This window comes from Vibrio sp. 10N.222.52.B7, assembly GCF_041474275.1.
In the GTDB taxonomy this organism is placed as follows: Bacteria; Pseudomonadota; Gammaproteobacteria; order Enterobacterales; family Vibrionaceae; genus Vibrio; species Vibrio crassostreae_C.
This window is the reverse complement of sequence record NZ_JBFRTU010000063.1, coordinates 1-21,806: the sequence shown is the minus strand read 5'-3', so window position 1 is coordinate 21,806 and position 21,806 is coordinate 1. Positions and strand designations below refer to the sequence as shown.

The 21,806-nt window shown below is 44.7% G+C and carries 18 protein-coding genes and 2 pseudogenes; 6 read left to right on the top strand and 14 right to left on the bottom strand.

Going from position 1 to position 21,806, the window contains the following annotated elements:
* Window positions 1-165 precede the first annotated feature (165 nt).
* A complete protein-coding gene (locus tag AB4512_RS15825; RefSeq protein WP_010431457.1) occupies window positions 166-366 on the top strand; it encodes a hypothetical protein in 201 nt (66 codons plus the stop codon).
* Window positions 367-623: 257 nt separating this feature from the next.
* On the opposite strand, the gene malK is transcribed toward AB4512_RS15825, so the two are convergent.
* Window positions 624-1,736, bottom strand: coding sequence for a maltose/maltodextrin ABC transporter ATP-binding protein MalK (gene malK / locus AB4512_RS15820; protein ID WP_017060047.1), 1,113 nt, complete (start codon window positions 1,734-1,736; stop codon window positions 624-626).
* Between the two features lie 664 nt (window positions 1,737-2,400).
* On the opposite strand from malK, the gene malE reads away from it, so the two are divergent.
* From malE to malG, 3 genes are all read left to right on the top strand, one after another.
* Window positions 2,401-3,585 (top strand): maltose/maltodextrin ABC transporter substrate-binding protein MalE, encoded by a 1,185-nt coding sequence (malE, locus tag AB4512_RS15815; protein ID WP_017060048.1) that lies wholly within the window; start codon window positions 2,401-2,403, stop codon window positions 3,583-3,585.
* Window positions 3,586-3,666: 81 nt separating this feature from the next.
* Window positions 3,667-5,238, top strand: a complete 1,572-nt coding sequence (gene malF, locus AB4512_RS15810) for a maltose ABC transporter permease MalF (RefSeq protein ID WP_017060049.1) — start codon at window positions 3,667-3,669, stop codon at window positions 5,236-5,238.
* A gap of 11 nt (window positions 5,239-5,249) precedes the next feature.
* Window positions 5,250-6,140, top strand: coding sequence for a maltose ABC transporter permease MalG (gene malG, locus AB4512_RS15805; protein WP_017060050.1), 891 nt, complete (start codon window positions 5,250-5,252; stop codon window positions 6,138-6,140).
* A gap of 561 nt (window positions 6,141-6,701) precedes the next feature.
* Here the strand turns inward: malG and AB4512_RS15800 are convergent.
* The 4 genes and pseudogenes from AB4512_RS15800 to AB4512_RS15785 form a co-directional block, all read right to left on the bottom strand.
* Window positions 6,702-6,974: a hypothetical protein gene (locus tag AB4512_RS15800; protein ID WP_019822928.1), complete on the bottom strand. Its 273-nt coding sequence runs from the start codon at window positions 6,972-6,974 to the stop codon at window positions 6,702-6,704.
* 237 nt (window positions 6,975-7,211) lie between these two features.
* Window positions 7,212-7,715: an acyl-CoA thioesterase gene (locus AB4512_RS15795; RefSeq protein WP_019822926.1), complete on the bottom strand. Its 504-nt coding sequence runs from the start codon at window positions 7,713-7,715 to the stop codon at window positions 7,212-7,214.
* Between the two features lie 406 nt (window positions 7,716-8,121).
* Window positions 8,122-8,376: pseudogene (locus tag AB4512_RS15790) on the bottom strand (peptide ABC transporter substrate-binding protein); the annotation flags it as partial.
* A gap of 48 nt (window positions 8,377-8,424) precedes the next feature.
* Window positions 8,425-9,318 carry a DMT family transporter gene (locus AB4512_RS15785; RefSeq protein WP_372175163.1) on the bottom strand — a complete coding sequence of 298 codons (894 nt, stop codon included), beginning with the start codon at window positions 9,316-9,318 and terminating at the stop codon, window positions 8,425-8,427.
* Window positions 9,319-9,416: 98 nt separating this feature from the next.
* Here AB4512_RS15785 and AB4512_RS15780 point away from each other — a divergent pair, with 98 nt between their 5' ends.
* Window positions 9,417-10,205, top strand: coding sequence for a helix-turn-helix domain-containing protein (locus tag AB4512_RS15780; protein ID WP_029235520.1), 789 nt, complete (start codon window positions 9,417-9,419; stop codon window positions 10,203-10,205).
* Between the two features lie 100 nt (window positions 10,206-10,305).
* On the opposite strand, the gene AB4512_RS15775 is transcribed toward AB4512_RS15780, so the two are convergent.
* The 8 genes from AB4512_RS15775 to AB4512_RS15740 all read right to left on the bottom strand — a co-directional run bounded on the left by AB4512_RS15775 (window position 10,306) and on the right by AB4512_RS15740 (window position 20,020).
* Window positions 10,306-10,488: a hypothetical protein gene (locus AB4512_RS15775; protein ID WP_017060054.1), complete on the bottom strand. Its 183-nt coding sequence runs from the start codon at window positions 10,486-10,488 to the stop codon at window positions 10,306-10,308.
* On the bottom strand, window positions 10,485-10,694 hold the full coding sequence (locus tag AB4512_RS15770) for a hypothetical protein (RefSeq protein WP_136978423.1): 210 nt from the start codon (window positions 10,692-10,694) through the stop codon (window positions 10,485-10,487). Before AB4512_RS15770 ends, AB4512_RS15775 begins: the two co-directional genes overlap by 4 nt.
* 204 nt (window positions 10,695-10,898) lie before the next feature.
* A complete protein-coding gene (locus AB4512_RS15765) occupies window positions 10,899-12,032 on the bottom strand; it encodes a lipocalin-like domain-containing protein (protein WP_372175162.1) in 1,134 nt (377 codons plus the stop codon).
* On the bottom strand, window positions 12,032-14,566 hold the full coding sequence (locus AB4512_RS15760; RefSeq protein ID WP_372175167.1) for an ABC transporter permease: 2,535 nt from the start codon (window positions 14,564-14,566) through the stop codon (window positions 12,032-12,034). Before AB4512_RS15760 ends, AB4512_RS15765 begins: the two co-directional genes overlap by 1 nt.
* A gap of 8 nt (window positions 14,567-14,574) precedes the next feature.
* Window positions 14,575-15,273 (bottom strand): ABC transporter ATP-binding protein, encoded by a 699-nt coding sequence (locus AB4512_RS15755; RefSeq protein WP_372115645.1) that lies wholly within the window; start codon window positions 15,271-15,273, stop codon window positions 14,575-14,577.
* A 742-nt stretch (window positions 15,274-16,015) separates the two neighbouring features.
* Window positions 16,016-17,920 (bottom strand): bifunctional UDP-sugar hydrolase/5'-nucleotidase, encoded by a 1,905-nt coding sequence (locus tag AB4512_RS15750; protein WP_372175161.1) that lies wholly within the window; start codon window positions 17,918-17,920, stop codon window positions 16,016-16,018.
* A 301-nt stretch (window positions 17,921-18,221) separates the two neighbouring features.
* Complete coding sequence (locus tag AB4512_RS15745; protein ID WP_017059992.1) at window positions 18,222-19,211, bottom strand: zinc-dependent alcohol dehydrogenase family protein; 990 nt, start codon at window positions 19,209-19,211, stop codon at window positions 18,222-18,224.
* A 20-nt stretch (window positions 19,212-19,231) separates the two neighbouring features.
* Window positions 19,232-20,020 (bottom strand): phytanoyl-CoA dioxygenase family protein, encoded by a 789-nt coding sequence (locus AB4512_RS15740; protein WP_017059991.1) that lies wholly within the window; start codon window positions 20,018-20,020, stop codon window positions 19,232-19,234.
* A gap of 319 nt (window positions 20,021-20,339) precedes the next feature.
* On the opposite strand from AB4512_RS15740, the gene AB4512_RS15735 reads away from it, so the two are divergent.
* A complete protein-coding gene (locus AB4512_RS15735; RefSeq protein ID WP_136981756.1) occupies window positions 20,340-21,530 on the top strand; it encodes a GGDEF domain-containing protein in 1,191 nt (396 codons plus the stop codon).
* Here AB4512_RS15735 and AB4512_RS15730 read toward each other — a convergent pair.
* Window positions 21,517-21,806: pseudogene (locus AB4512_RS15730) on the bottom strand (multidrug transporter); the annotation flags it as partial. The gene AB4512_RS15735 and the pseudogene AB4512_RS15730 sit on opposite strands and share 14 nt — an antisense overlap.

Genomic DNA, 21,806 nt, shown 5'->3' with positions numbered 1-21,806 from the left:
GAGCTGGAGTCATTTCATCGTGAATCCGGCTCTTTTTATTAGTGCGCTAATTTGCCTCTAACTGCCTTTAGCTTGATCTGGTTTCGGGCTTTGCTTTTAATCACCCTAGCATCATAGGGCGTAAATGAGTAAAATCTCGTTAGGTTTAATATTTAGGTAAGTATCATGAGCGATTTTGAAAAAGAACTAGAGCAGATGACTCAAGAGATGGGCGATGAGCCTGAGGTGAAACTGCCATCACTTGAAGAGCAAAAAGCAATTGTTGCTGAGTTCAAGCGACTAGAGGCGGAAGGCAAACTGACTCCTGAAGTGTTAGAGAAGCATTTTGGCCAGTTCAACAAACAGAATGATACGCCAATTCACTAAGTTGATTTAGACAGGTTTCATGTCTGAAAGAAGTGATATTAGCGGTTGGGTTCATAGCCTAACTAACAGATAAAGGTCTAGCGCTTGCTAGACCTTTTTTATTGCCGCTAGCGAAAGACCGAGTGGCTGACTCATGAACTATTCAATGTAAGTGAAACTCGTATCCAACACATAAAAATATCCAGCACATAAAAAATCCCCCTTACTGAGTAAGAGGGATTCGATATGGGCAAGTTATATTCTAAAAGGCTAAGCGATTAGTCTGTGCCGTATTCTTTGTACAAACGACGACATGCGCGGCCATCGCTGTGGAACAGGTGACAACGGTGCGCTGGAATACCAATCGCCAACTTGTCACCTGATTCGATTTTCAACGTGTCTGGCTGACGATAGATAACATCAGCATCGGCACTTTCAAGGTTTAGGTAAACCTGAGTTTCGTTACCTAGTTTCTCTACCATCATCACGTCAGCTTCAATCGTCGCGTCACCTGATTCAGCAGACATCAAGTGTTCAGGGCGAATACCCAGAGACATACGATCACCAGCATTAACCGTCGTCCCGTCAACAGGAATCCAGAAAGTCATGCCATTAGAAAGTTGTACCAATACGCGTTCTGCTTCAGCTTGTTCAATGTGTACCGACATGAAGTTCATCTTCGGTGAGCCAATAAAGCCAGCAACGAAACGGTTTTGAGGGTAGTGGTAAAGGTCAAGCGGCTTACCGACTTGAGATACATAACCACCATCCAGAACAACGATCTTATCCGCCATTGTCATCGCTTCCACTTGGTCGTGGGTAACGTAGATCATGGTACAACCCAGTTGACGCTGTAGCTTGGTGATTTGCGAACGCATTTGAACACGTAGCGCGGCATCTAGGTTTGATAAAGGCTCATCAAGTAGGAATACGTTTGGTTGAGAAACCAGAGTACGACCAATCGCAACACGTTGACGTTGACCACCAGAAAGCGCTTTAGGTTGGCGCTCAAGAAGGTGACCAAGCTGAAGGATTTCTGCAGCATGTTCAACGCGTTTGTCGATCTCAGCTTTATTTGCGTTTGCTAGCTTAAGACCGAAAGACATGTTGTCGTATAGGTTAAGGTGAGGGTAAAGCGCATAAGACTGGAATACCATACCTACGCCACGCTTTGACGGTTCAACGTCATTCATGCGTTGGTCGCCAATGTACAAATCACCAGACGTAATGTCTTCTAGACCTGCGATACAACGTAATAGCGTCGATTTACCACAACCTGATGGTCCAACGAATACTACGAATTCACCTTCGTTGATGTCTAAGGTTACGTCCTTAGAAATCTGTACATCACCATATGATTTATAAACGTTTTTTAACGTGACACTCGCCATCTAGCTTGTCCTCGATCGATCAAATTTTAAGTTTTACTGCTTATCATTATAAGAAATTTTTGGGTCAGCAGTAACTGTAGGAATTGGTAAGTATTGAGTGAGTAAGAAAAAAGTGGGTGAGACTTGGCTTCTTTAACCAAGCCCACCCGTCATAGCCAAACTGATGCCCATTTCCCCCACATCCAGCTAAACCTCCCCCGTGATTCAATCACAGATTTAGCTCGATGCTAATATAAGACACCAGCGGGCAGTGAAGCCAACTAAATGAATAATGCGTCAACGCATAACACTTGCCGGTAAAGGGTTCTTACTATCCACTCTTGGATGAATGCAGTTTCGGTGAATTGGCGTAAGGGTACATCCTCCTAATGGAAAATTAACTAGGGGGAGTAGGAGGGGAGGAGTAGATAAATGGGGTTATTAATAATTGGCGATCCAGTTCAAATAAATCCACCGCGTAACGGTGATGTTGATCACGATGAGTATGCGTTTTGTGATTGCAGTCTCTAATCTGACCGGATGGTGATCACGAATTTAAGCCATAATAGCTAGGGCGTAGTGGCTAGGATGATGAGCTAGGGTCTGTTTTCTCAGATCATAACCTCCGAAAACTGGCTCGTCTTGGTAGATGTGCCCTACGTATAAATATAAAAAGGATATTCACATGAAAAACGCTCTAAGCGCTGTAGCTCTAGGTACAATAGTTGCTCTGGGTTCTTTTGGTGCAAATGCTGCTATCGAAGAAGGACAACTAACAATCTGGGTAGGTGGTGACAAAGCTTATGAAGGCATGGCTGAAGTAGGTAAACGCTTCGAAGAAGATACTGGTGTTAAAGTAACCGTCGCTTTCCCTGACAAGCTAGAAGAGAAATTCCCTCAAGTAGCTGCAGCTGGCGATGGCCCAGACATGATCTTCTACGCACATGACCGTTTTGGCGGCTATGCAGAAGCGGGACTTCTTGTTGATATCAAACCTTCTAAAGAAACTAAAGAAGGTATCGTAGACTTCGCATGGGACGCTGTTTCATACGAAGGTAAAACAATCGCATACCCTGTTGCTGTTGAGTCAGTTTCGCTAATTTATAACAAAGCGCTTGTTCCTAACCCACCTAAGTCTTGGGAAGAAATCCCAGCACTTGATGCTGAACTTAAAAAAGACGGCAAGAAAGCGATCATGTGGCCTTTACGTGGCGGCGCTTACTTCACATGGCCTCTACTTGCAGCTGACGGCGGTTACGCATTCAAACAGACTGCAGAAGGTTACGACATTAAAGATGCGGGCGTAGCGACTGATGGTGTTCAGAAGTCTCTAGGTTTCATCGAGAAGATGGTACAAGACAAAGTTATCTCTGCAGACATGGATTACTCAGTAGCTGAGTCTGAATTCGTTGCAGGTAACGTTGCAATGACAATCAACGGCCCTTGGGGTTGGGAAAACATCAAGAAAGCTGGCGTAGATTACGGCGTAACAACTTTACCTAAGTTCAACGGTAAAGCGTCTAAACCTTTCGTTGGTGTATGGGCAGGTGGTATCAGCACTGCGTCTCCAAACCGCGACCTAGCTGTTGAGTTCATGGAAAACTACCTACTAACAGATGAAGGTATGAAGAGCCTGAACGACGACAAGCCACTAGGCGCTGTTGCTCTTAACTCTTTCCAACGTCAACTAGACAGCGATACTCGTATTGCAGCAACAATGGACAACGCGATGAACGGTGAAATCATGCCTAACATCCCTCAGTTCACAACATTCTGGTACAGCATGGAAGAAGCGATCGGCAACGTAGTTGACGGCCGTCAATCAGTAGACCAAGCACTAAAAGCTGCTGAAGGTCGTATGGTTAAGTAACACCCAGGCACTACCTTTTAAGGAGAGGGTAACCTCTCCTTACTTTTCTATTTTTTATCTATATCGCTAGCAGGTTCCTCTATGCAGTCAGTTCAAGGTACAGATGCTATCCCAGCACCATCAAGCCTTCCAGGCAGTAAAAGCGTCTTCATTAAATGGGGGTTGCTTGGTAGCGTTGGCTTAATAAACGGCTACGCTACAATTCTAATGTATTCTCGCGGTGAGCTCGCTTTTGCGCTGCTTACAGTGATCTTAACGGCTTTGGCACTTTACATTTTTGGTAGTAAAAAAACTTACGCCCACCGTTATATTTACCCAGGTATTGCCGGAATGATCTTGTTCATTCTTTTCCCATTGGCATACACCGTAGGGCTTGCGTTTACTAACTACAGCGCGAAAAACCAACTTTCTCTAGAGCGTACTCAAACCGTTCTTTTAGACCGTTCTTTCCAAAGCGGTGAGAGCTACCCATTTACTTTGTACAAGACAGATGACGGTCACCAGATCGTTGTAAAAGATGGCGATCAACTGTTAGCGACTGACGTATTTTCTCTAGACAATATGACAGAAACAGAGATGGACCTATCTGTTATTGAGTCTGCGCAAGGTGAAAAAGAGAAGATCAAAGCGATCATTCAAAACCGAGCAGCAATCAGTGGTGTTGATTTCAATCTACCTGACGGTGGTGACATCCGCATGAGTGGCTTACGTAAGTTTGCTTCTGTTGCTCCGCTTTACACGCTACAAGACGATGAAGAAACGTTAATCAACAATGAAACGGGTGAAGTTCTCAAGCCAAATATGGATGTGGGTTTCTACCAGCCTGTTGATGCAAATGGTGAGTTTACGGGTAATACCATCTCTCCAGGTTTCGTGGTTAGCATTGGTACGCATAACTTTGAGCGTGTATGGAAAGATGACGGCATTAAAGAACCGTTTATCAGCATCTTTATTTGGACGGTTATCTTCTCGGTATGTACCGTAGCGTTCACGCTAGTTATCGGCCTTGTATTGGCTAACATCGTGCAATGGGAAGAGTTGAAAGGTCGTTCTATTTATCGTGTTCTACTGATTCTGCCTTACGCCGTACCCGCGTTTATCTCGATTCTTATCTTTAAGGGTCTATTCAACCAAAGCTTTGGTGAGATCAACATGGTGCTCGAGAATATCTTCGGCTTAAGCCCGAACTGGTTCTCAGACCCTATCTTAGCGAAAACCATGGTGTTGATGGTTAACACATGGCTAGGTTTCCCTTACATGATGATTCTATGTATGGGTCTGCTTAAAGCGATTCCTGATGATTTATACGAAGCGTCAGCAATCGATGGTGCGAACTTCCTTGATAACTTCAAGCGCATTACGTTCCCATTGATGATTAAACCGCTTACACCGCTATTGATTGCAGCGTTTGCCTTTAACTTCAACAACTTCGTAATGATTCAACTATTGACGAACGGTGGCCCGAACATGATTGGTACTTCTGAGCCAGCGGGTTACACAGACTTGCTTGTAAGCTACACGTACCGAATTGCATTCGAAGGCGGCGGCGGTCAAGACTTCGGTCTAGCAAGTGCTATCGCAACGCTTATCTTCCTATTGGTTGGTGCACTAGCGTTACTAAACCTTCGTTTCACTAAACTGTCTCAAGATTAAGGAGCACGACAATGGCTATGGTACAAGGTAAAGGCCTTAAATACCGAGTGTGGGCAACGCATGCAGTGTTGTGGTGCTTCTTGGCAATGATTATCTTCCCACTACTGATGATCATCGCGATCTCGTTCCGTGAAGGTAACTTCGCAACCGGTAGTTTGATTCCAGATAACCCATCATTGGAACACTGGAAGTTAGCATTGGGTATGTCAGTAACGAACGCAGATGGCTCGGTAACGTCACCTCCGTTCCCTGTGCTAACTTGGTTATGGAACTCAGTGAAGGTTGCAGGTATCACATCGATTCTGATTGTGACACTGTCTACGACATCGGCTTACGCGTTCGCTCGTATGCGCTTTAAAGGTAAGAACACAATCCTGAAAGCGATGATGATTTTCCAAATGTTCCCAGCAGTATTGGCTCTAGTAGCAATCTACGCGCTGTTTGACAAACTTGGTCAATACATTCCGTTCTTAGGCTTGAACACACACGGTGGTCTAATCTTCTCTTACCTTGGTGGTATTGCACTGCACGTATGGACGATTAAGGGTTACTTTGAAACGATTGATAACTCTCTGGAAGAGGCAGCAGCCCTTGATGGTGCAACGCCTTGGCAAGCATTCAGACTGGTTCTACTACCGCTGTCTGTGCCAATCCTAGCGGTTGTGTTTATCCTATCTTTCATCGCGACAGTGGGTGAGGTGCCAGTAGCGTCTATCCTACTTACAGATGTGAACTCTTACACGCTAGCAGTAGGTATGCAGCAGTACCTATACCCTCAGAACTACCTATGGGGTGACTTTGCGGCAGCGGCTGTACTATCAGCACTTCCGATTACTATCGTGTTCTTACTTGCTCAACGTTGGTTAGTTGGTGGTTTGACGGCAGGTGGTGTAAAAGGATAAGCTGTACTCTATAAGAAAGAAAAAGAGCGACCGTTAGGTCGCTCTATATTGGCATTTTTATTACATCATTTGGTTTGGCCGCCGATCAGTAATAAAAATAACCCTCAGGTTACGCATAGCTGGCTACTAATCAGGTTCCTTACGCTATTAATGATTAGTGGTTTTTGTAACTCTAACCCAGGTATTTACTTGGGTTTTTTTATGCCTGCTACTTTTTGTTTTTTGTGTCAGCGTTACTCGTTAACTATCGCGCTCATATCTACTTTAAAACCCAAAGTTTCGAGTTACTTCTCTCCTAAATACCGACCACTTCATTTTGGTTACTTGTAGAAATGAACTAGTCTCACAAATCAGACACTCAGTATAAGTGGCTGTTGTACTATTGATATGTTGTGAATATTCCAATGCGTGATACTTCAATGATTTGTATGCAACAAAACCTGAAATTGCACTGAAAATGTATGGGTAAGCGAGAGGTAGTTACAGAATATTCAAGTGACATTCATGAGGGTTATGGAGGTAGGTTTATTTATGCTTCTGGTTTTTGGTGGGACTTAGAAGTTAGAACTCTTTACTAGAAGGAGCACAACCTAAGTGTTGCAACAACACATAGATACTTTCTTGATCGAGTGCCACGCGACGAAATAGATCGGCAAATGTCGGATCTCCACCGAAACACGTTTGGATATAGTGGTTGATTTCATTGCTGTCGTAGCCTTCGACGTACAAAGTTCTAACCCATTGGTACTCAACAGCCTTTAAATTGTTCAGTGTAGACTCGCTAAGAGTGGGGCGTATGACGCTCAAGAGTGGCTCCAAGAAATTCAAATGCATCTATTATGATTGGCGGTATTTAATCAGAGCAAAATGACGACTTTATTACAGTCAAAATAAATCAGTGAACAAGTGCCGATTCATTTCAACCTTTGGCTGGGTATCACGCTCTTATCGTCTGTATTGGGTGTGCAGCGGATTTGGCTGTGTAGAGCACGAAGGTATCAAATAGATCAATGCCAAGCAGGCGCTTGGCATTGATCTAAGGTTTTGTAGGGGGAGGGCAGCTGGTGGACCTTACTTAAGGTACTTCACGTGAGCTTCCATCTCTTCACCAATCTGTTTTCGCATGTTCATTAGGCGAATAGCCGAATCTCGTAATTCGATGTCTTCTGGCGTCTCTGGTATCCACTCTGGCACTTTAGTCGGATTACCATTCTCATCGACAGCGACCATAATAACGATACAGTGAGTTGTTAGGCGGTTATTGAGCTCTTTAGGGTCGCTTGCTTGCACGTCGATAGCGATATGCATTGAAGATGAACCTGTGTAAATGACCTTTGCACTTACTTCCACAAGGTTGCCTACATGAATTGGGGCAACGAATCGAATTCCGCCTGCATAGGCTGTTATACAGTATTTACCGCTCCAACCTGCGGAACAAGCGTAGGCTGCTAAATCGATCCACTTCATTGCTGCACCACCATGAACTTTACCACCAAAGTTCACATCCCCGGGTTCAGCTAAAAAACGCAGAGTAACGTCTCGTTTACCATCTTGTCGGCTATTGCTACTGCTCATCTATCTTCCTTCATTATTATTTTGCTGCGTAACATGCTTGTTACTTGCTAGTAACAATATACTTAAGATGACATAAGTTAAAGCGGATAATCTCATGGTTAAGACTATTTTTTTCAAACAGATGATCAGTTGATGAATATTGGTGCTTAAAGGCGTATCAGGCGAATGGCAAACATGGATGAAGTGATATCAAGCAAGAGAATAGAAATACTGATTAAGTCACTAGATAGGTCGATTGCAAAAAAAACACCTAGCGTAATGCTAGGTGTTTCTAAGCCGTGTGGTACTCATGTCGGTACTTTTTTGTGTTAGCCAACCAACCGCTGTTGATTTGGTTTAGTTAAAGTGGCTGTATCTCAGATACCACTAAAGTGGTAGTGATTATTGTTTTCTTATCAGCTCACTTTTACTGTTTTAAAAAGTATAGATCCTTCGCGTAGATATTTCCTTTCGGATTATTGTTTGGGAAGCCTTTTAGTGTATTTCGCACTAATCGTGTGTGATTGTAATGATATAAAGGTATAACTGCTGAAGAATAGTTGAGTAACGACTCATCATGCTGATATAAAGTAAAGCGTTTAGACTAATCTTCCGTTTTACTCGCTTGCTGTAAGGGCTCATCATAGTATGGATTACAGTAGCCACTCTCATTTGCTGTGTGAAACGTGAGTTTGAATTTTTACCCTAATGTGAGCGTTGGGTAATGCGTTTAGCTTTGTTGAGGGAGAGGAGCCTCAAGCCTTGGTTTTCTTCTGATTTGAGCAAGGATGACACCTGAAATCACCATCACACCACCAATGATGTGGAACTGGTTAATCTCTTCGCCAAGCCATGTCGCGGCTAATACGATCGCTACAACCGGAAGCAAGTTCATGAACATCGCGCTTGAGTCAGCACCAATGGTGTCAATCGCTTTCACCCACATCCAAGGCGCTAAAATCGAAGCGGCAATCGCTGCGTAAGCTATCAATGGGAGCGCTTGTTGCGGTGGTAAAAGTTGTTCGCTGGTAAGCCAAAGTGGCGTAAGCATCGCGACAGCAAACAGACCCTGAATGTATATCACCACCCAGCTACTGATTGGCATTTTCCAGCGTTTCAGTAGTACACAGTAAGAAGCATAAACAAAGGCTGCAATTAGCATATAGCCATCGCCTTGAGTCAATTCTTGATGCATGAAGAATAACGGATCGCCTTTGCCTAACATCAGGGCTAAGCCTGATAGTGACAACACACCGCCAACAATACTCAAACTAGAAATCGACTTGTGCAGCAAAGGGACGCTTAAAAATACACTGACCAATGGAACCAAAGAAGTGATTAATGCCATGTTAGAGGCGGTTGTGGTTAAGCCTGCGTAGTAACCTAGAGATTGGTTCAACACCATGCCCAAAAAGCCGAGGAACGCTAATTTAGATAAGTTTGGCTTAATGACAGCCCACTGCTTCATCACTGGGCGAATACAGAAAGGCGTGAGAATTAACATCGCAAAAAACCAGCGGTAAAAACTCATTGCGCTAGGTTCTATGGTGCTTGCAGCAAGCTTGTTGACGATTGCATTGGCGCCCCAGATACAGACTGTAAAAAATGGTAATAGGTAATGCATGTGAATTCCGTGGCGAATGAGTTGGTGCGGCTAGTTTGACAGGTCGTTATACTTACAAGTATCTTTAGAAAGACATTAAGCGCGATAGGAAGACAAGTTTGAAAAAACACTCCAGAAACCTTCATCCATCCTTATTAATTGATAAGGCACCATCCAACGTATTTATGAATTTTGAAGCGTTTCTTTCGAACACTGAAACCCGAGTTCATAGCCACTCATGGGGACAGGTTCAATTGATCAGTGGTGGTATATTAGAGATGGAAGCGGAAAGCACTCGATTTCTAGCGCCACCACATCTAGCGATTTGGGTACCGGCCGGGGTGATGCATTGCAGTTATAACCGTAAGCCTTTGGACTACTGTTCACTAAATATCGCCCCAGAACTCACGCAACACCTGCCAGATAAAACCAGCCTTATAAAGATCACGCCGATTGTGTCTTCTATTATCGATGATTTTCGCGATCGTGGGATCAATGTTGCGGAAACCGAGCAAGACCAAAGGCTCGTTCAGGTACTGCTTGACCAACTTGCGCAGCGTGAGGTTGAACACCACTTCTTGCCTTCAACCGATAATAAGTATCTAGCGCCTATATTGGCTTCTGTTGAAGAGAACCCAACCGATGAAGTGACGCTGAAAGATTGGGCTGAACGTGTCCACACCACGGAAAGAACCCTTTCTCGCCACTGCCAGACCGAGCTTGGAATGAGCTTTACCGAGTGGCGACTGCGAGTGCGCTACCTATACTCAATGGACTTGTTGAGAAACGGCCAATCGGTTAAAGAGGTCGCTCTTACATTGGGTTATAACCAAGCAAGCCCATTTATCACCATGTTCAAACGTTACGCGAACCAAACGCCAGAGCAGTATAAGAACCGTTTGTTGTAGCTCGGTCTTGTTGCCAAAAGAACGGATGTTTGCGCTAGTTAGTGCGTAGATAGACCACAAGTGAATAGATAGACCATAAGTGAATACGTGCAGTATGAGCTTATGGAATCGCCCCTAACAGCCCATATATTTCGCTCTGTTGTTCGGTGACATCCTCATAGTGTTGGTTCAATAGAGCACTGTTGCTGCCCACTTTGAACAGTATGTACGTTTCTCCGTCGACCTCGAACCAATTGAAGGTTCCATGCTGGTTATACGTGGTCATTGTTTTGTTTATCTTCATGAGATATACATTAGCAGCGCAAGACATGCAGACGTACATAAGCCAAAGAAAGAAAAGAAAAACCACGAGCCTAATACTGTTTTTTCTTTTCCTACCTCTTCATTACTTTGCTGCCAACCAAGTTCACGAACCTGATCCTTGGTAAGGTTTAAGTCTAGTTTCTCTATGTATTTGTTGAGTTCGTCATTGTGCACTGAGCTAAGCATGTTCTATCTCCTCTAACCATTTGATTGGTATTTTAGGGGAGCCCAGTGTTTGGTTAAATTAGATATTTTTCAACAGGCGTTAAGGTAAATAGAACATATGGAATAACAAAAAACCTCCGTGGTGGAGGTTTTGGTTGAAAGTGTTTTAGTTGATGGTTATCGCGATGTATTTGTTGTTAGATTCCACCTGTATTAATACATAATCTAATACCCAGTCAACTCCATATAGCCAGACCCAGAATGAGAACCTTTAATCATGATTGGCCCCTCCCAATAAGGAACCGACAGCGGCATTTTGGCATTTGGATTGAGTGCCGAGACGGTCAGTTCGATTTGTTGAGTTGGAATCGAAACTTGCCACTCTGTTGGGTAGTCACGCCCGTCGATTTTAGTTTGCTTGATGGCGGTTAAGCTGATGTCTTGCTGCTTAATCGTGATGCCGGAGCCATCTTGATTCATCAACTTCGCATGGGAATAACTGGCTTTGCCTGTTGTTGAGTTTCGAAGCTGAAATACCACCAAACTGGTTTCATCACTCAGCCTTAGCGCAAACCAATCCCAACCTTGTTGTGAGTCGAGTAAAAACTGAGAGCTCCACTCTCTGTCTATCCAACCTTTGCCGGAAACTTGATGCGTGATGCCATCAATGGTTACTTCGCCCGATACATCGATGAATGGTTGGCTGTAGTAATAGGAAGCCACTTTGCCATCGCTACTTTTAGTGCTGTAGCCTTGTTCGCCTTGCTTTTGATAAGGCGCGTTGTTGGTTAACTTAAGCGAGTATCCAAATTGACCCGAGTTAGCGACCAATGTAGCTGGGAACAGGTCATCGGTCGTCGACGTCCATTGCCAGTCATCAAGATAGACACGAAATGGTGAAGCGCTTACTCCTGCCAGTTCTGCTTGGTTACGTGACCACTTTTCATCGGCGTAGTGTTTGTCTTTAGTGGTGACAGCGCTGTGTGCCATGTAGATCTGCTGACTTTGCCACGTAGTTTCCTTGGTTCTATTGCTACGTTCCTGTGGTGCAGCCGCAAAGCGAAACTGTGTCCATTGCACGCCTAACGTATTGCCTTTTTCATCAATCAAGTTTGCGGTTAAATACCACCATTCATGACGAAAATCAGGGTGCGCTTGATGGTCGGCAGGGAAAGTGATGTCGATACCTTTTACTACCGGAGAAAATTGCGCTTGATCGATTGCCGTTTCATTCTCGGTTTGTGTTTCAGTACCGAGTATCGAACCCATATTTTGAGCTGATGGTTGAGTGGACTCCTCACACCCTAAAAGGAGTAAGATGCCAAGTGTGAGAACGAAAACTCTCATTGATCGATTCATCACAACACCTCACTTTGCAAGCTGGATACCACGGGTTTACTGACCAAACGCCACAGTGGGATCAAGGTCGCAATCACAGCCACTAAAATGGTGATGGCTGCGATGCCGAGTGCATCACTCCAATTCCACACATAATTTAAACTCCAACCAAAGGCGCGCAGGGAAACGATGTCCGTCAACACATAACCGACCATAGCGCCGAGTGGTAAAGCGATAACCAGAGTGAAGGCGACCAGAACAACGATTTGCCCGACCACCATTGCCATCAATTTTTTCTGACTAACACCGAGTGCATACAGCCTTGCAATGGCGGCTTTACGTGCATCGAGCAACATGAAACAGGCGCAGAACAACCCAATCACCGCCACCATTAATGTGACGCCATTAAGCGCCCGCGTGATGGCAAAAGTTTGTGAGAAGATCTCTAAAGCGATCGATTTGATCTGTGCTTGATTGTAAAGCTGACCTGGGTGCAGATTGAGTTGTTGGCGTAACTGTTCGTACACCACTTGTGGGTCGCCAGAGACTTTGATTCCCAAGCTGGTGGGTAAGTCAGTAAATCCGCTTTCGATCCACAAATTAGGTGCAAGTAACACTTCGCCATTCGGTGAGCCGTAATCGTGGAAAATCGCCCCGACGATGAGCGCTTTGTCTTGGATCGCGTCGAGCTTGAGTCGGCTTCCAAGCGGCAAGCCGAGCTTCACTGCCGTAGGTTCGCTGATCGCCACGAATTCACCTTGGTAAAAGCGCGTCCAGAAATCATCAAGGTGGGATTGAAATACCATGGTTTGCTCAAGTGTGTCTTTGTCTTTGGTGCCGAGCAAAGTAGGTAAGCCCTGCAAGTTATCATCGACATAATATTGCTTATAAACGGTTTCAACATTTTCAAACTGCTCTAACGCACGTTCCACATTCGCGATTTCACCTTGGGCAGGGCTAACGTAAATATCAGCATGTAAGCGCTGTTCAAGCCATTGCTTTAAGGTGGATTCAAAGCTGCCGACTAAGGTATTCATTCCTACATTGGCGGTGACGGCGAGAAGCAACGCCATCATGGCAAGGGAGAGAGGGGAGATAAGTTCACGCAGCTCAGCGAACAGATATTGTATTAACCCCGATTGGGTACGTTTTTCGCTCCAGTTCGCTAACACGCTGAGCGTTTTGGGCAGGTACAAAGGAATCGATACCACTAACACACCGAGCCATGCCATGGTGAAGCGATGATGTTCGCTCATCCATAAACCTGCTAACGCGAGAATAGTTAATACTGACCCGATAACAAACAGCTGATTTTCGTTAGACGTTTCCGGCGCTTGATAGAAACCGCCATGGGAAGAGAGGGGTTGTCGCACCCGCTGTTTAAAGTGTTGCCAACAAGCGACAAGCGTTGCGGCCAGCGTGAGTAGCAGTGCCTGCACTAACCATTGCCACTGCCATGTACCGGGAAGCAGTGTTGCACCATAAAGTTGCTCAAGTGTTATCGCGACGGTTGGATGCAGCCAATGGCTGAGTTGGATGCCGAGAATGAAACCAAGCGACGCGCCTAGTGTGACTAAAAGAGTCAGCTCGACTAACAGAGCTGAAAACACGATGCTTGGCGCAATGCCGGCTTGTTGAATTTGCACCAATAGCCGATTACGCTTCAGTAAACTGTACTTCACACCATTGTAAGCGATGAATAGGCCAACCAAAAACGCCAACAGACTCATGGCGGTGAGATTGAGGTGAAAGCTATCGGTAATTGAACCCAGATCCGTACTTTGGTTGTTGGAAATCCATCGTCCTTGCTCGCCAATAAGGCTTTGCCATTTATCCTGAGGATTGCTCTTAGTGTCGCTCTTAGTGTCAAAAATAGCGATGTAGCTCAGTTGCCCTTGCTTGTTAAGCAGTTGCTGAGCGAACCCAATATCCATCAACATTCGGCTACCTAGCTGCCATTCATCTGGTAGCACTACCACTTGAGTGAGCACTTCATCCAAAGTGAGTGTGTCTACTCCTCCCAAGTTCTGGTGTTGCGACTGGCTCATCATCACAATGGGTTCACCCGCTAAGAGTTGCGGCAAAGGTAAGGCATTGTCGAACAGGGAAATGTTTGGTTCTTTGGTTTGAGTGTTGCTTTGTTCGTCGATGCGAGCGTGACGAGATCTTGAAGTGAGGGCGGCGATCAACTCACTGCCTTGAACTGACCAACGTCGACCTTGCTCGTCTCTTACTCGCCCTTCTATAACAGGTAGCGCTGCGCTTAATCCACTTTGTCTTAAGCTGAAGTAGAGCGATTCCGGCAAATAGTTTTGCCCTGCTGGTGGAATGATAAGGTTCTGCGCTTGAGCGCTAAGTTGCTCGGTCGATTCTGCATAACTGCGCTTGGCATTGAGGTTGATGGCTTGCACTGCGACAAACAAGGTGACCGCTAACACAATGCCGATCAGAATCGCTGCGGCTTGCAATGGTGATTGACGATAGTGCGCCGCGAATAGATTCAGAGTCAGTTTGGTATGGGTGAGCTGGTTCTGAGCGAAGCCAGTTTGCTTCATTGGATTACTCACAACGCTGCTGCTCTTGGGGTTAGATCGGCGTTCCTTAAACAACCATCATCTAACACCAATTTTGTCTGCATAAAGCTGGCGCATTCTGGGCTGTGCGTAACCAAAAGCACCGCAGTGTTGCCTTGTGTAGTGATTTCACTCAGCAGCTTCATTACCTCAATGCCTGCTTTGTGGTCGAGGTTGCCTGTGGGTTCATCGGCAAGCAGTAGTTTGGGTTTATGGGCAAGCGCACGCGCTATTGCCACCCGTTGTTGCTGACCGCCAGAGAGTGCGGATACGTGTCTTTCGAGTAGCTCACTGATGCCCAATGCATCAACTAAATAATCGCACCAGTCGCTCCATTTCTGTTGATTTAAATGAAGAGGGAAGGCGATGTTTTGTTTTACGTTGAGTGGGGTCAATAAGTTGAACTGTTGAAAGATAACGCCCAATTTTTGATGACGAAATCGGCTCCATTGTGGATCTTTCCAATTTGATGTGTTCTCGCCATCAAGCCACAATTCTCCACCGGATAGAGGTTCAAACCCCGCAATGATGTTAAGCAGAGTACTCTTTCCACTGCCACTCGCCCCTGTCAAAGCCACGCTTGCCCCTGTTGCCAAAGCGAAGTCGACATTTTCCAACACGCTATGAGTGTCTTTACCATCAACAAAGCTTTTGCTGGCATGTGTGAGTGTGACAATTGGGCTTTCCATTTCCTTTCCTTATAACCAAAACCTACCATCAAAAGGTGTCGTTACTTGTGGCAATTACTGAAGCGACAAGCTCTATAAAACTGTAGACAACAATTTGAAAAAGAAAGCGATTTATATCGAATAATTAATAACTTGTACTGCGAAAAGAGAGAAATAGATCAGTGTGAGGAGGAATACAGGTGTTTGTGGGAGCTTAGAGTCACCTCAGAGGCTTTTGGGGCTGTTTATAGATAATAAATATCTATGTTAAAAATTGTCCCAATTCCAATTCGTTTTAAAAGAAAACGCCCCCGATTGGTTGAAGCCAATCAGGGTTAGTAAGGCCCAAGAAAATCTAGTTACTTGGACTTTATTGCGAGGATTAATTTTGCTAAGGCACCTAACAAAGCAGCGATAGCGAAAACCAATTCAGGGTTATTCATATTATTACCTATAAAGAAGCTCTCGCCTTATGTGAGAGATTCTTCGTATTATCAACATGCATGTGATGGAAGGCAAGATAAAGAAATGGGGCTACCTGTGGATAACTATCTGATTTATTGGGTTTTACTAAAAGGGGGGGAGGCGGTGTAGCCTTCAAGTTGCAAAGTACTTGCTTACAATAGTAATGAGTGTGTCAAAGAGTCTGCTTTTACTTCTATTTTTCAACGTCACTTAATATGGATCGTACTCAACTTTCCGTAATCAACGACCTAACCACGCTCTAAGCGTCGTTAAGTCGTTATTGGTTTGAGGTCAGGGCTTAATTGAGCGCTTCAATCAGAGTGATTTCGCGTTTGATCTGCTTACTCTCTTGCTCAGTTGCTTGCGCCAGTTTCTTTTCGCGTGTGGTTATGGCAGCTTGTTTCGCTTCGTCAGATTTGAACATCAGTTCTTTTACGTTGATAGAAGCGATGTTTGTGTAGCGGCCATCGTCACTGGTCGGGATTGATATGGTTTCATCATTAATCAATGACTTCACTATCTCTCGTTGTTCATTATAACGGCTTTCTAAACCAGAAAGTGCCCATCGTTGTTGAGGTTTACCTTCATACTGACCGTTCCTTTCTTCTTTAAGATATTTGATGGTCATATTACGGATTGTGCCTGCTTCTTCTCCATACTCTGCTTCCGTATCAAAAAGTACAGGGAACGATTCGCCTTCTAGCACGCCGCCTTTCTTGGTTAGATGACCCATTCGATAGCTATTCATACCAATACGGATTTCTGTTTGATCTGTAACCGGAGTGCCATCTGCAAACGCGAGGTTGGTAATGCGTGTACCTGCAGGCTGAGTAAGGTCGATGGTATAAGCCACGCCCGCGAAGAAGTCATTGGTCGAGTATTTTGATGCTCTGCGTTCAGGGTTAAAGCTGTAGGTTACATCGCCAGGTTGTACTGAGTTGAAGTAGCCCGCAGACCATTCCATGTAGGTTCTCAGCTCTTTGCCTGTCATCTGGTAGACAGTGATTTCGCCACCTGCGTATTGGTAGTTGTACGCGATGTCTTTGGCTTTGATTGGGCCAACATCGAGCTTGGCATTGTCGTTGTCTATTTGAAGTGCGATGACATTGGCTTTAGGTGCATAGAAGAAGCTCGCTTCTTGGAATAGCGCACTGATGCCTGTGTCTTGAACATGGACTTGAGGGATACCGCGGATTTCGTTTTCTGGGACTAAATCAACGCCGGTAAGTTGAGCGACAGGTCTGTTCGCCATTTCTCGGAGTTGTTTGTGGTAAGGCTGGTATAACTCGTCCATATTCTCATCAGAGTCGATACCTTTAATTTTATAGGTGAAGCTGTCTTTGTTGACGAGAGTGAATGTGCCATCGCGCTCTTCAAATTGAAGATCGATACGAGATAGGGCGCGGCCATATCTGTCGGGTTCAGTAATAATAACGCCATTTACAACGGCTTTCTCGATGCGAGTGTGCATGTGGCCAGCGACGATGGCATCAAGCTCTGGGTTTGCATTGGCAATGTCGGTGACACCGGTGTCGGCAATGTCATTCTCGTTCTCAATTCCCATATGGGCAACCAATATGATGGCATCCACTTTATCATCAATCTCTTTGACGATTTTCTTCACTTCCAAGGTTGGATTAGTGAAAGTGACGCCTTCTAAACGGTTGGTACCTTGCGCAAAGACCTCCGTCATTGGGGTATCCATTCCGATCACGCCGATCTTAATGCTACCGCGTTCTAGGATGGTGTAACCAGGCAGGAATGGGTTTCCGTTTTTGTTCTTGATGTTGCCACCGAGAGACTGCCCTTTAAATTGGGTAACGGCCCTGTTGAGGGTTTTGAGGCCAAAGTCGAATTCGTGGTTACCTAAAACCCACACATCGTATTTCATGTGATTAAAGCCAAGCATCATTGGATCAACGGGCTCGTCTTTGAAGGTTTCTACGAAGTTGCCTTGGATGGTATCGCCAGCGTCGACAAGGATAATGTTAGATTGCTCTTTGCGGATCTCACCAACTTTGGTCGCGATTTGGCTCAAGCTACCACGAGTGTTGAGTTTATCTGCCGCGTAATCCCACGCCATAAAATGACCGTGGATATCTGAAGTACCCAGTATCGTGACATCGTGTATATCGCCATCAGCTGCAAAGGTGGGAAAGGCTAGAGAGAGTAGGGTGGCGCTTGATAGTATGTGTCTTTTCATAAGTATGTTCACATCGTGGTTTTAAGTATGACGCTACCATATAGAATCGAGGTTATCTTATGGGTGATCAGTATCATATTTCTAATGATATAACTAATTGATGTTTCAAATAAATGTGATTCATGACCATCTCGTAACCACTTAAGTTATGGAGAAATGCACCACAACTCTTCGCTATCTTTTCAATCTTCGATTTCTTTAATCAAACTTCCTAAGCGATGGTGTATTAACAAGCACGCTTGTAAGCTGTTGAACGTCTTGCCTGTTGAAATAAACAAGGTATATATCGTCCAACTCTCACTTACTGTGGCAGTAAGATGATCTTGCCCTCTAGGCGTGTGGTTTTCGATTCAATGAGATCAATCGCGGTTTGCACTTCATCGAATGGTAGATAGCGGTCAACGTCGAGCTGAATGTCGTTTGTGATGAAGTGATCTAGCATGGTCGTGAACTTATCACGGCGAACATCTTTACCTTCTGCTTCCTCCCAATAACGCAAGAAGAAGGTGCTGAAATCGATGTGTTGGTTTTTCGCGTACTCAAAGAAGCGTGGCTCGTAAAAATCCAACGACAGCGTCCCATAGTTGATAAAGCGCCCGTTGTTGCCAAGGGTGTGAACAAGATCGGTTCCGGGTGAGCCGCCAATCGCATCAAAGGCAACGGTTGGCATAGGCAAGCCTAATGCCTTAATTTGAGAAACTAGATCAGCGTTCGCATCTATCACCCAACAGGAAGTGGCAGGGTATTGTGTCTGCTGTGATGTAACGACAATGATGTTGAAGCCGAGTGATGCTGATAACTGGGAGAAGATCTTACCGATGGCTGAACTGCCCGCGTTGATGATCAACACATCCTCTTGGGTCAGCTTGGCTATTTCTGTCGTTAGCACCCATGCGGTTAGCGCATTAATGTACAACTGACAGGCGTAGCCATTGTCTAAATGTTGAGGAATTTGGAACAGATCATCTGGTGATACATCGACATAGTTCTGCCATGTTCCACTGGTTGCCACAAGCACTCGTTGATTCACTATAAACTCAGCACTGCTGGATTCTACAATCCTTCCTACCGCTTCAAATCCCGGTACTCTCGGCGGCTGATGGCTATGTTTGTATTGGCCCACACCATAAATCGACAACAGATCACTAGGGTTGATGTTAGTCGCTTCAATTTGTACGCGAACTTTATCTTTGTCTAGTACCCCTAAAGCGACATGTTCTAACTTGAGAGATTCTTTTGGCTGACCGAAACGGAACTGGCTAATTCGGGTATTTTGCTTAGTGTCAGTCATAGTTTGGGCACCTTTATGGATTATGAGTACTGCATTGATTTTAAGTGTAGCGTGTTCATAAACAACCTTGGGTCGCTAATATTGCTTAACATAGCTGGCGTCGGTAAACAGTCGTCATCAACGTAGTCGACATAGTCTGCCGCCGAATCGAAGATCAAAATATCCAAAGCCAAACGATCCAAGCCATATCGGCCTCGGTGGATCATATCCGCTGAAAACACCAATAAGTCACCTGCGGCTAACGGTATCTGCTTACCACCAGAGATGTCATCGCTGCTCACTTTGCCGTTTTCTTCTTGGCGAACATTGTACTCTTCTTCGTTATCCCAACGTTTGTGCGTGCCGGGGATAAGTTCCATGCCGGGCTCATCAAAAAGGGGCACTCGCAGATGCAATACTTGGGTTTCCATGATGACTTTCATCTGGTCATCAATGTCGTAGTCGTATTGACAGTCGCGATGCCAGAAGTCTTTTTGCTGCGGGTTTACTGGGTTGAAGAACAGCTGTGTATTCATGAATGCCGGCTTGTTCGGAATCACCGCATCAACCACATCCATCACTTGTTTCGAGCTTATGAAGTCGAAAAGCACGCTTCTATCGTCGGCAGGCAAATACTCGCTTCCCGTAATTAAAGACGAGTTAAATGCTTCTTCTTTATAGAATTCTTCGTTGTCTGCTTTCCATGATTCATGAAATTTCAGCACGACTTTTCTAAGCGATGCAATTTGAGCTTCATTGAAATAATTTCTGATAACAAAGTAACCATGTTCGTCGTAACGGTCACTTAATTGTTGGCTGTTTTCTACCACTGACTACCTTCGTTCATTCTTTGCTGTATAATAACTAAGGTCAACAGCCCTAGAGATTTCTTGGGCGCATAATGCCAGACAGTCGTCATTCAACCAAGTAACGAGTGCAGAAGCCTGTAGATTCAGTGATGCGATAAAACTCTATGGGGGCGAGTGTTACATGCCTATCCATATCATGGACTCATGCGATAAAAATCTCCGCATATGTGATCTACCCCCTTTTTTTATAAAATAAAAAGATTCACATGGTGAATGTTTTTGTGGTTTGCATGATTATTGACCATGTTGAAATTTGGTTGCGTATGGAAGATAGAAAATCATGGATGGTTTTTCGCTGGATATGAGAACACTTAATTTTATTATTATTTTGTTCTCTTTCATTTACTGTATTGGCTTGTTGTTATTTCAATTCACTCAACAGTCCATTAAAGGGCTTTCAATCTTTTCCATTTCAATATTTGTTATCGGAACTGGGCCGTTGATGTTGAGCCTAAGAGGGGAGTTCCCTGATTGGGTCACCGTTATTGGTGCCAATATGGTCATTGCGCTTGGTTTTCATCTCGCCTTGTATAGCTTATGTCTGTTTCGAGAATACTCTCTCAAATGCACCTACCTCAGTAGTCTAATGATGTTGGCTCTTTTGCCATGTTTTATTTACTTCACGTTCTATGAGCCTTCCATAAAGGCTCGAATTATCCTCATTAGTTTATATCTGGCTTTTGTGACTCTTTGCACTGCCTTTGCGGTATTAAAGGGCCGGCGTGATGACTTGACTCTAGGTATTCGGATGATGGCCTTGTCATTTACGATATATGGCGGGTTTATGGTTTTTCGAGTTGTGGTGACGCTATTTTCAACTGAGCTCCAGGATTTCATGGCGGCCACTCTCATTCATCAACTTGCCTTTTTAGTGAGCATCGTTCTTATTGTGTCGATGAGCTTTACAATGCTTTGGCTGATTAACGCAAGGTTGCTTAGTTCTATTCACGAGCTGTCCTACAGCGATCCTCTAACGGTACTGGGAAACCGCAGAGCATTAGATGAGATGGTTCCAGTTATCATGAAGCAGGCGGAAACTGCACCTGTTAGTGCCATTATGATGGATATTGATAATTTTAAGTCGATCAATGACCAACACGGACACATTGTAGGTGACCTCGTGATCAAGTCTTTTGCTGAAATGGTTCAAAGTGCGATAAAAACATCGCCTAAAGCCAGTGCGTTTCGTTTTGGCGGAGACGAGATAATGATTTTATTGCCTAATGTCGATTTCCAACAAGCTCAGGTTATTGCCTGCAAGTTACGATTGTCTATTTCAGAGGTATCAGCAGTACAAGAACATGAGATGTTTCTGACATCGAGTTTTGGTGTTGCTCAGCTTCACCCGCATGAGAGTTGGAATGGGTTTATTAGCCGAGCCGACAAAGCGTTATATCAAGCGAAAACAAACGGTCGCAATATGACTTCAATTTGTCCTAGTCATATTAACGAGCTCGTCACTGCCACATAACCAATACTGCTGCGATAGAAAGCAAGATGAGCGCAAGAATGTCTTTGCGCGCGATGCTTTGCCCTAACCAGAAATAGGATATCAACACCATGAAGATCACTTCGACTTGCCCGAGTGTCTTTACGTACGGCACGGCTTGAAGCGACATCGCGCTAAACCAACCCAGAGAACCGATAACACTCGCTAAGCTTGTCATGATGACTAGTTTCGACTTCTTGAATATCAGGCGCAGCGTGTCGCGTTCTCTGAAAAAGAGATACGTACAGATAATCACCT

Coding starts and splice junctions, on each gene's coding strand:
- AB4512_RS15825 (WP_010431457.1), top strand. CDS start 166: ATGAGCGATTTTGAAAAAGAACTAGAGCAGATGACTCAAGAGATGGGC.
- malG (WP_017060050.1), top strand. CDS start 5,250: ATGGCTATGGTACAAGGTAAAGGCCTTAAATACCGAGTGTGGGCAACG.
- AB4512_RS15775 (WP_017060054.1), bottom strand. CDS start 10,488: ATGAAGATAAACAAAACAATGACCACGTATAACCAGCATGGAACCTTC.
- AB4512_RS15745 (WP_017059992.1), bottom strand. CDS start 19,211: ATGACTGACACTAAGCAAAATACCCGAATTAGCCAGTTCCGTTTCGGT.
- AB4512_RS15785 (WP_372175163.1), bottom strand. CDS start 9,318: ATGCATTACCTATTACCATTTTTTACAGTCTGTATCTGGGGCGCCAAT.
- AB4512_RS15755 (WP_372115645.1), bottom strand. CDS start 15,273: ATGGAAAGCCCAATTGTCACACTCACACATGCCAGCAAAAGCTTTGTT.
- AB4512_RS15765 (WP_372175162.1), bottom strand. CDS start 12,032: ATGAATCGATCAATGAGAGTTTTCGTTCTCACACTTGGCATCTTACTC.
- malE (WP_017060048.1), top strand. CDS start 2,401: ATGAAAAACGCTCTAAGCGCTGTAGCTCTAGGTACAATAGTTGCTCTG.
- AB4512_RS15800 (WP_019822928.1), bottom strand. CDS start 6,974: ATGCATTTGAATTTCTTGGAGCCACTCTTGAGCGTCATACGCCCCACT.
- malF (WP_017060049.1), top strand. CDS start 3,667: ATGCAGTCAGTTCAAGGTACAGATGCTATCCCAGCACCATCAAGCCTT.
- AB4512_RS15795 (WP_019822926.1), bottom strand. CDS start 7,715: ATGAGCAGTAGCAATAGCCGACAAGATGGTAAACGAGACGTTACTCTG.
- AB4512_RS15750 (WP_372175161.1), bottom strand. CDS start 17,920: ATGAAAAGACACATACTATCAAGCGCCACCCTACTCTCTCTAGCCTTT.
- malK (WP_017060047.1), bottom strand. CDS start 1,736: ATGGCGAGTGTCACGTTAAAAAACGTTTATAAATCATATGGTGATGTA.
- AB4512_RS15760 (WP_372175167.1), bottom strand. CDS start 14,566: ATGAAGCAAACTGGCTTCGCTCAGAACCAGCTCACCCATACCAAACTG.
- AB4512_RS15735 (WP_136981756.1), top strand. CDS start 20,340: ATGGATGGTTTTTCGCTGGATATGAGAACACTTAATTTTATTATTATT.
- AB4512_RS15770 (WP_136978423.1), bottom strand. CDS start 10,694: ATGCTTAGCTCAGTGCACAATGACGAACTCAACAAATACATAGAGAAA.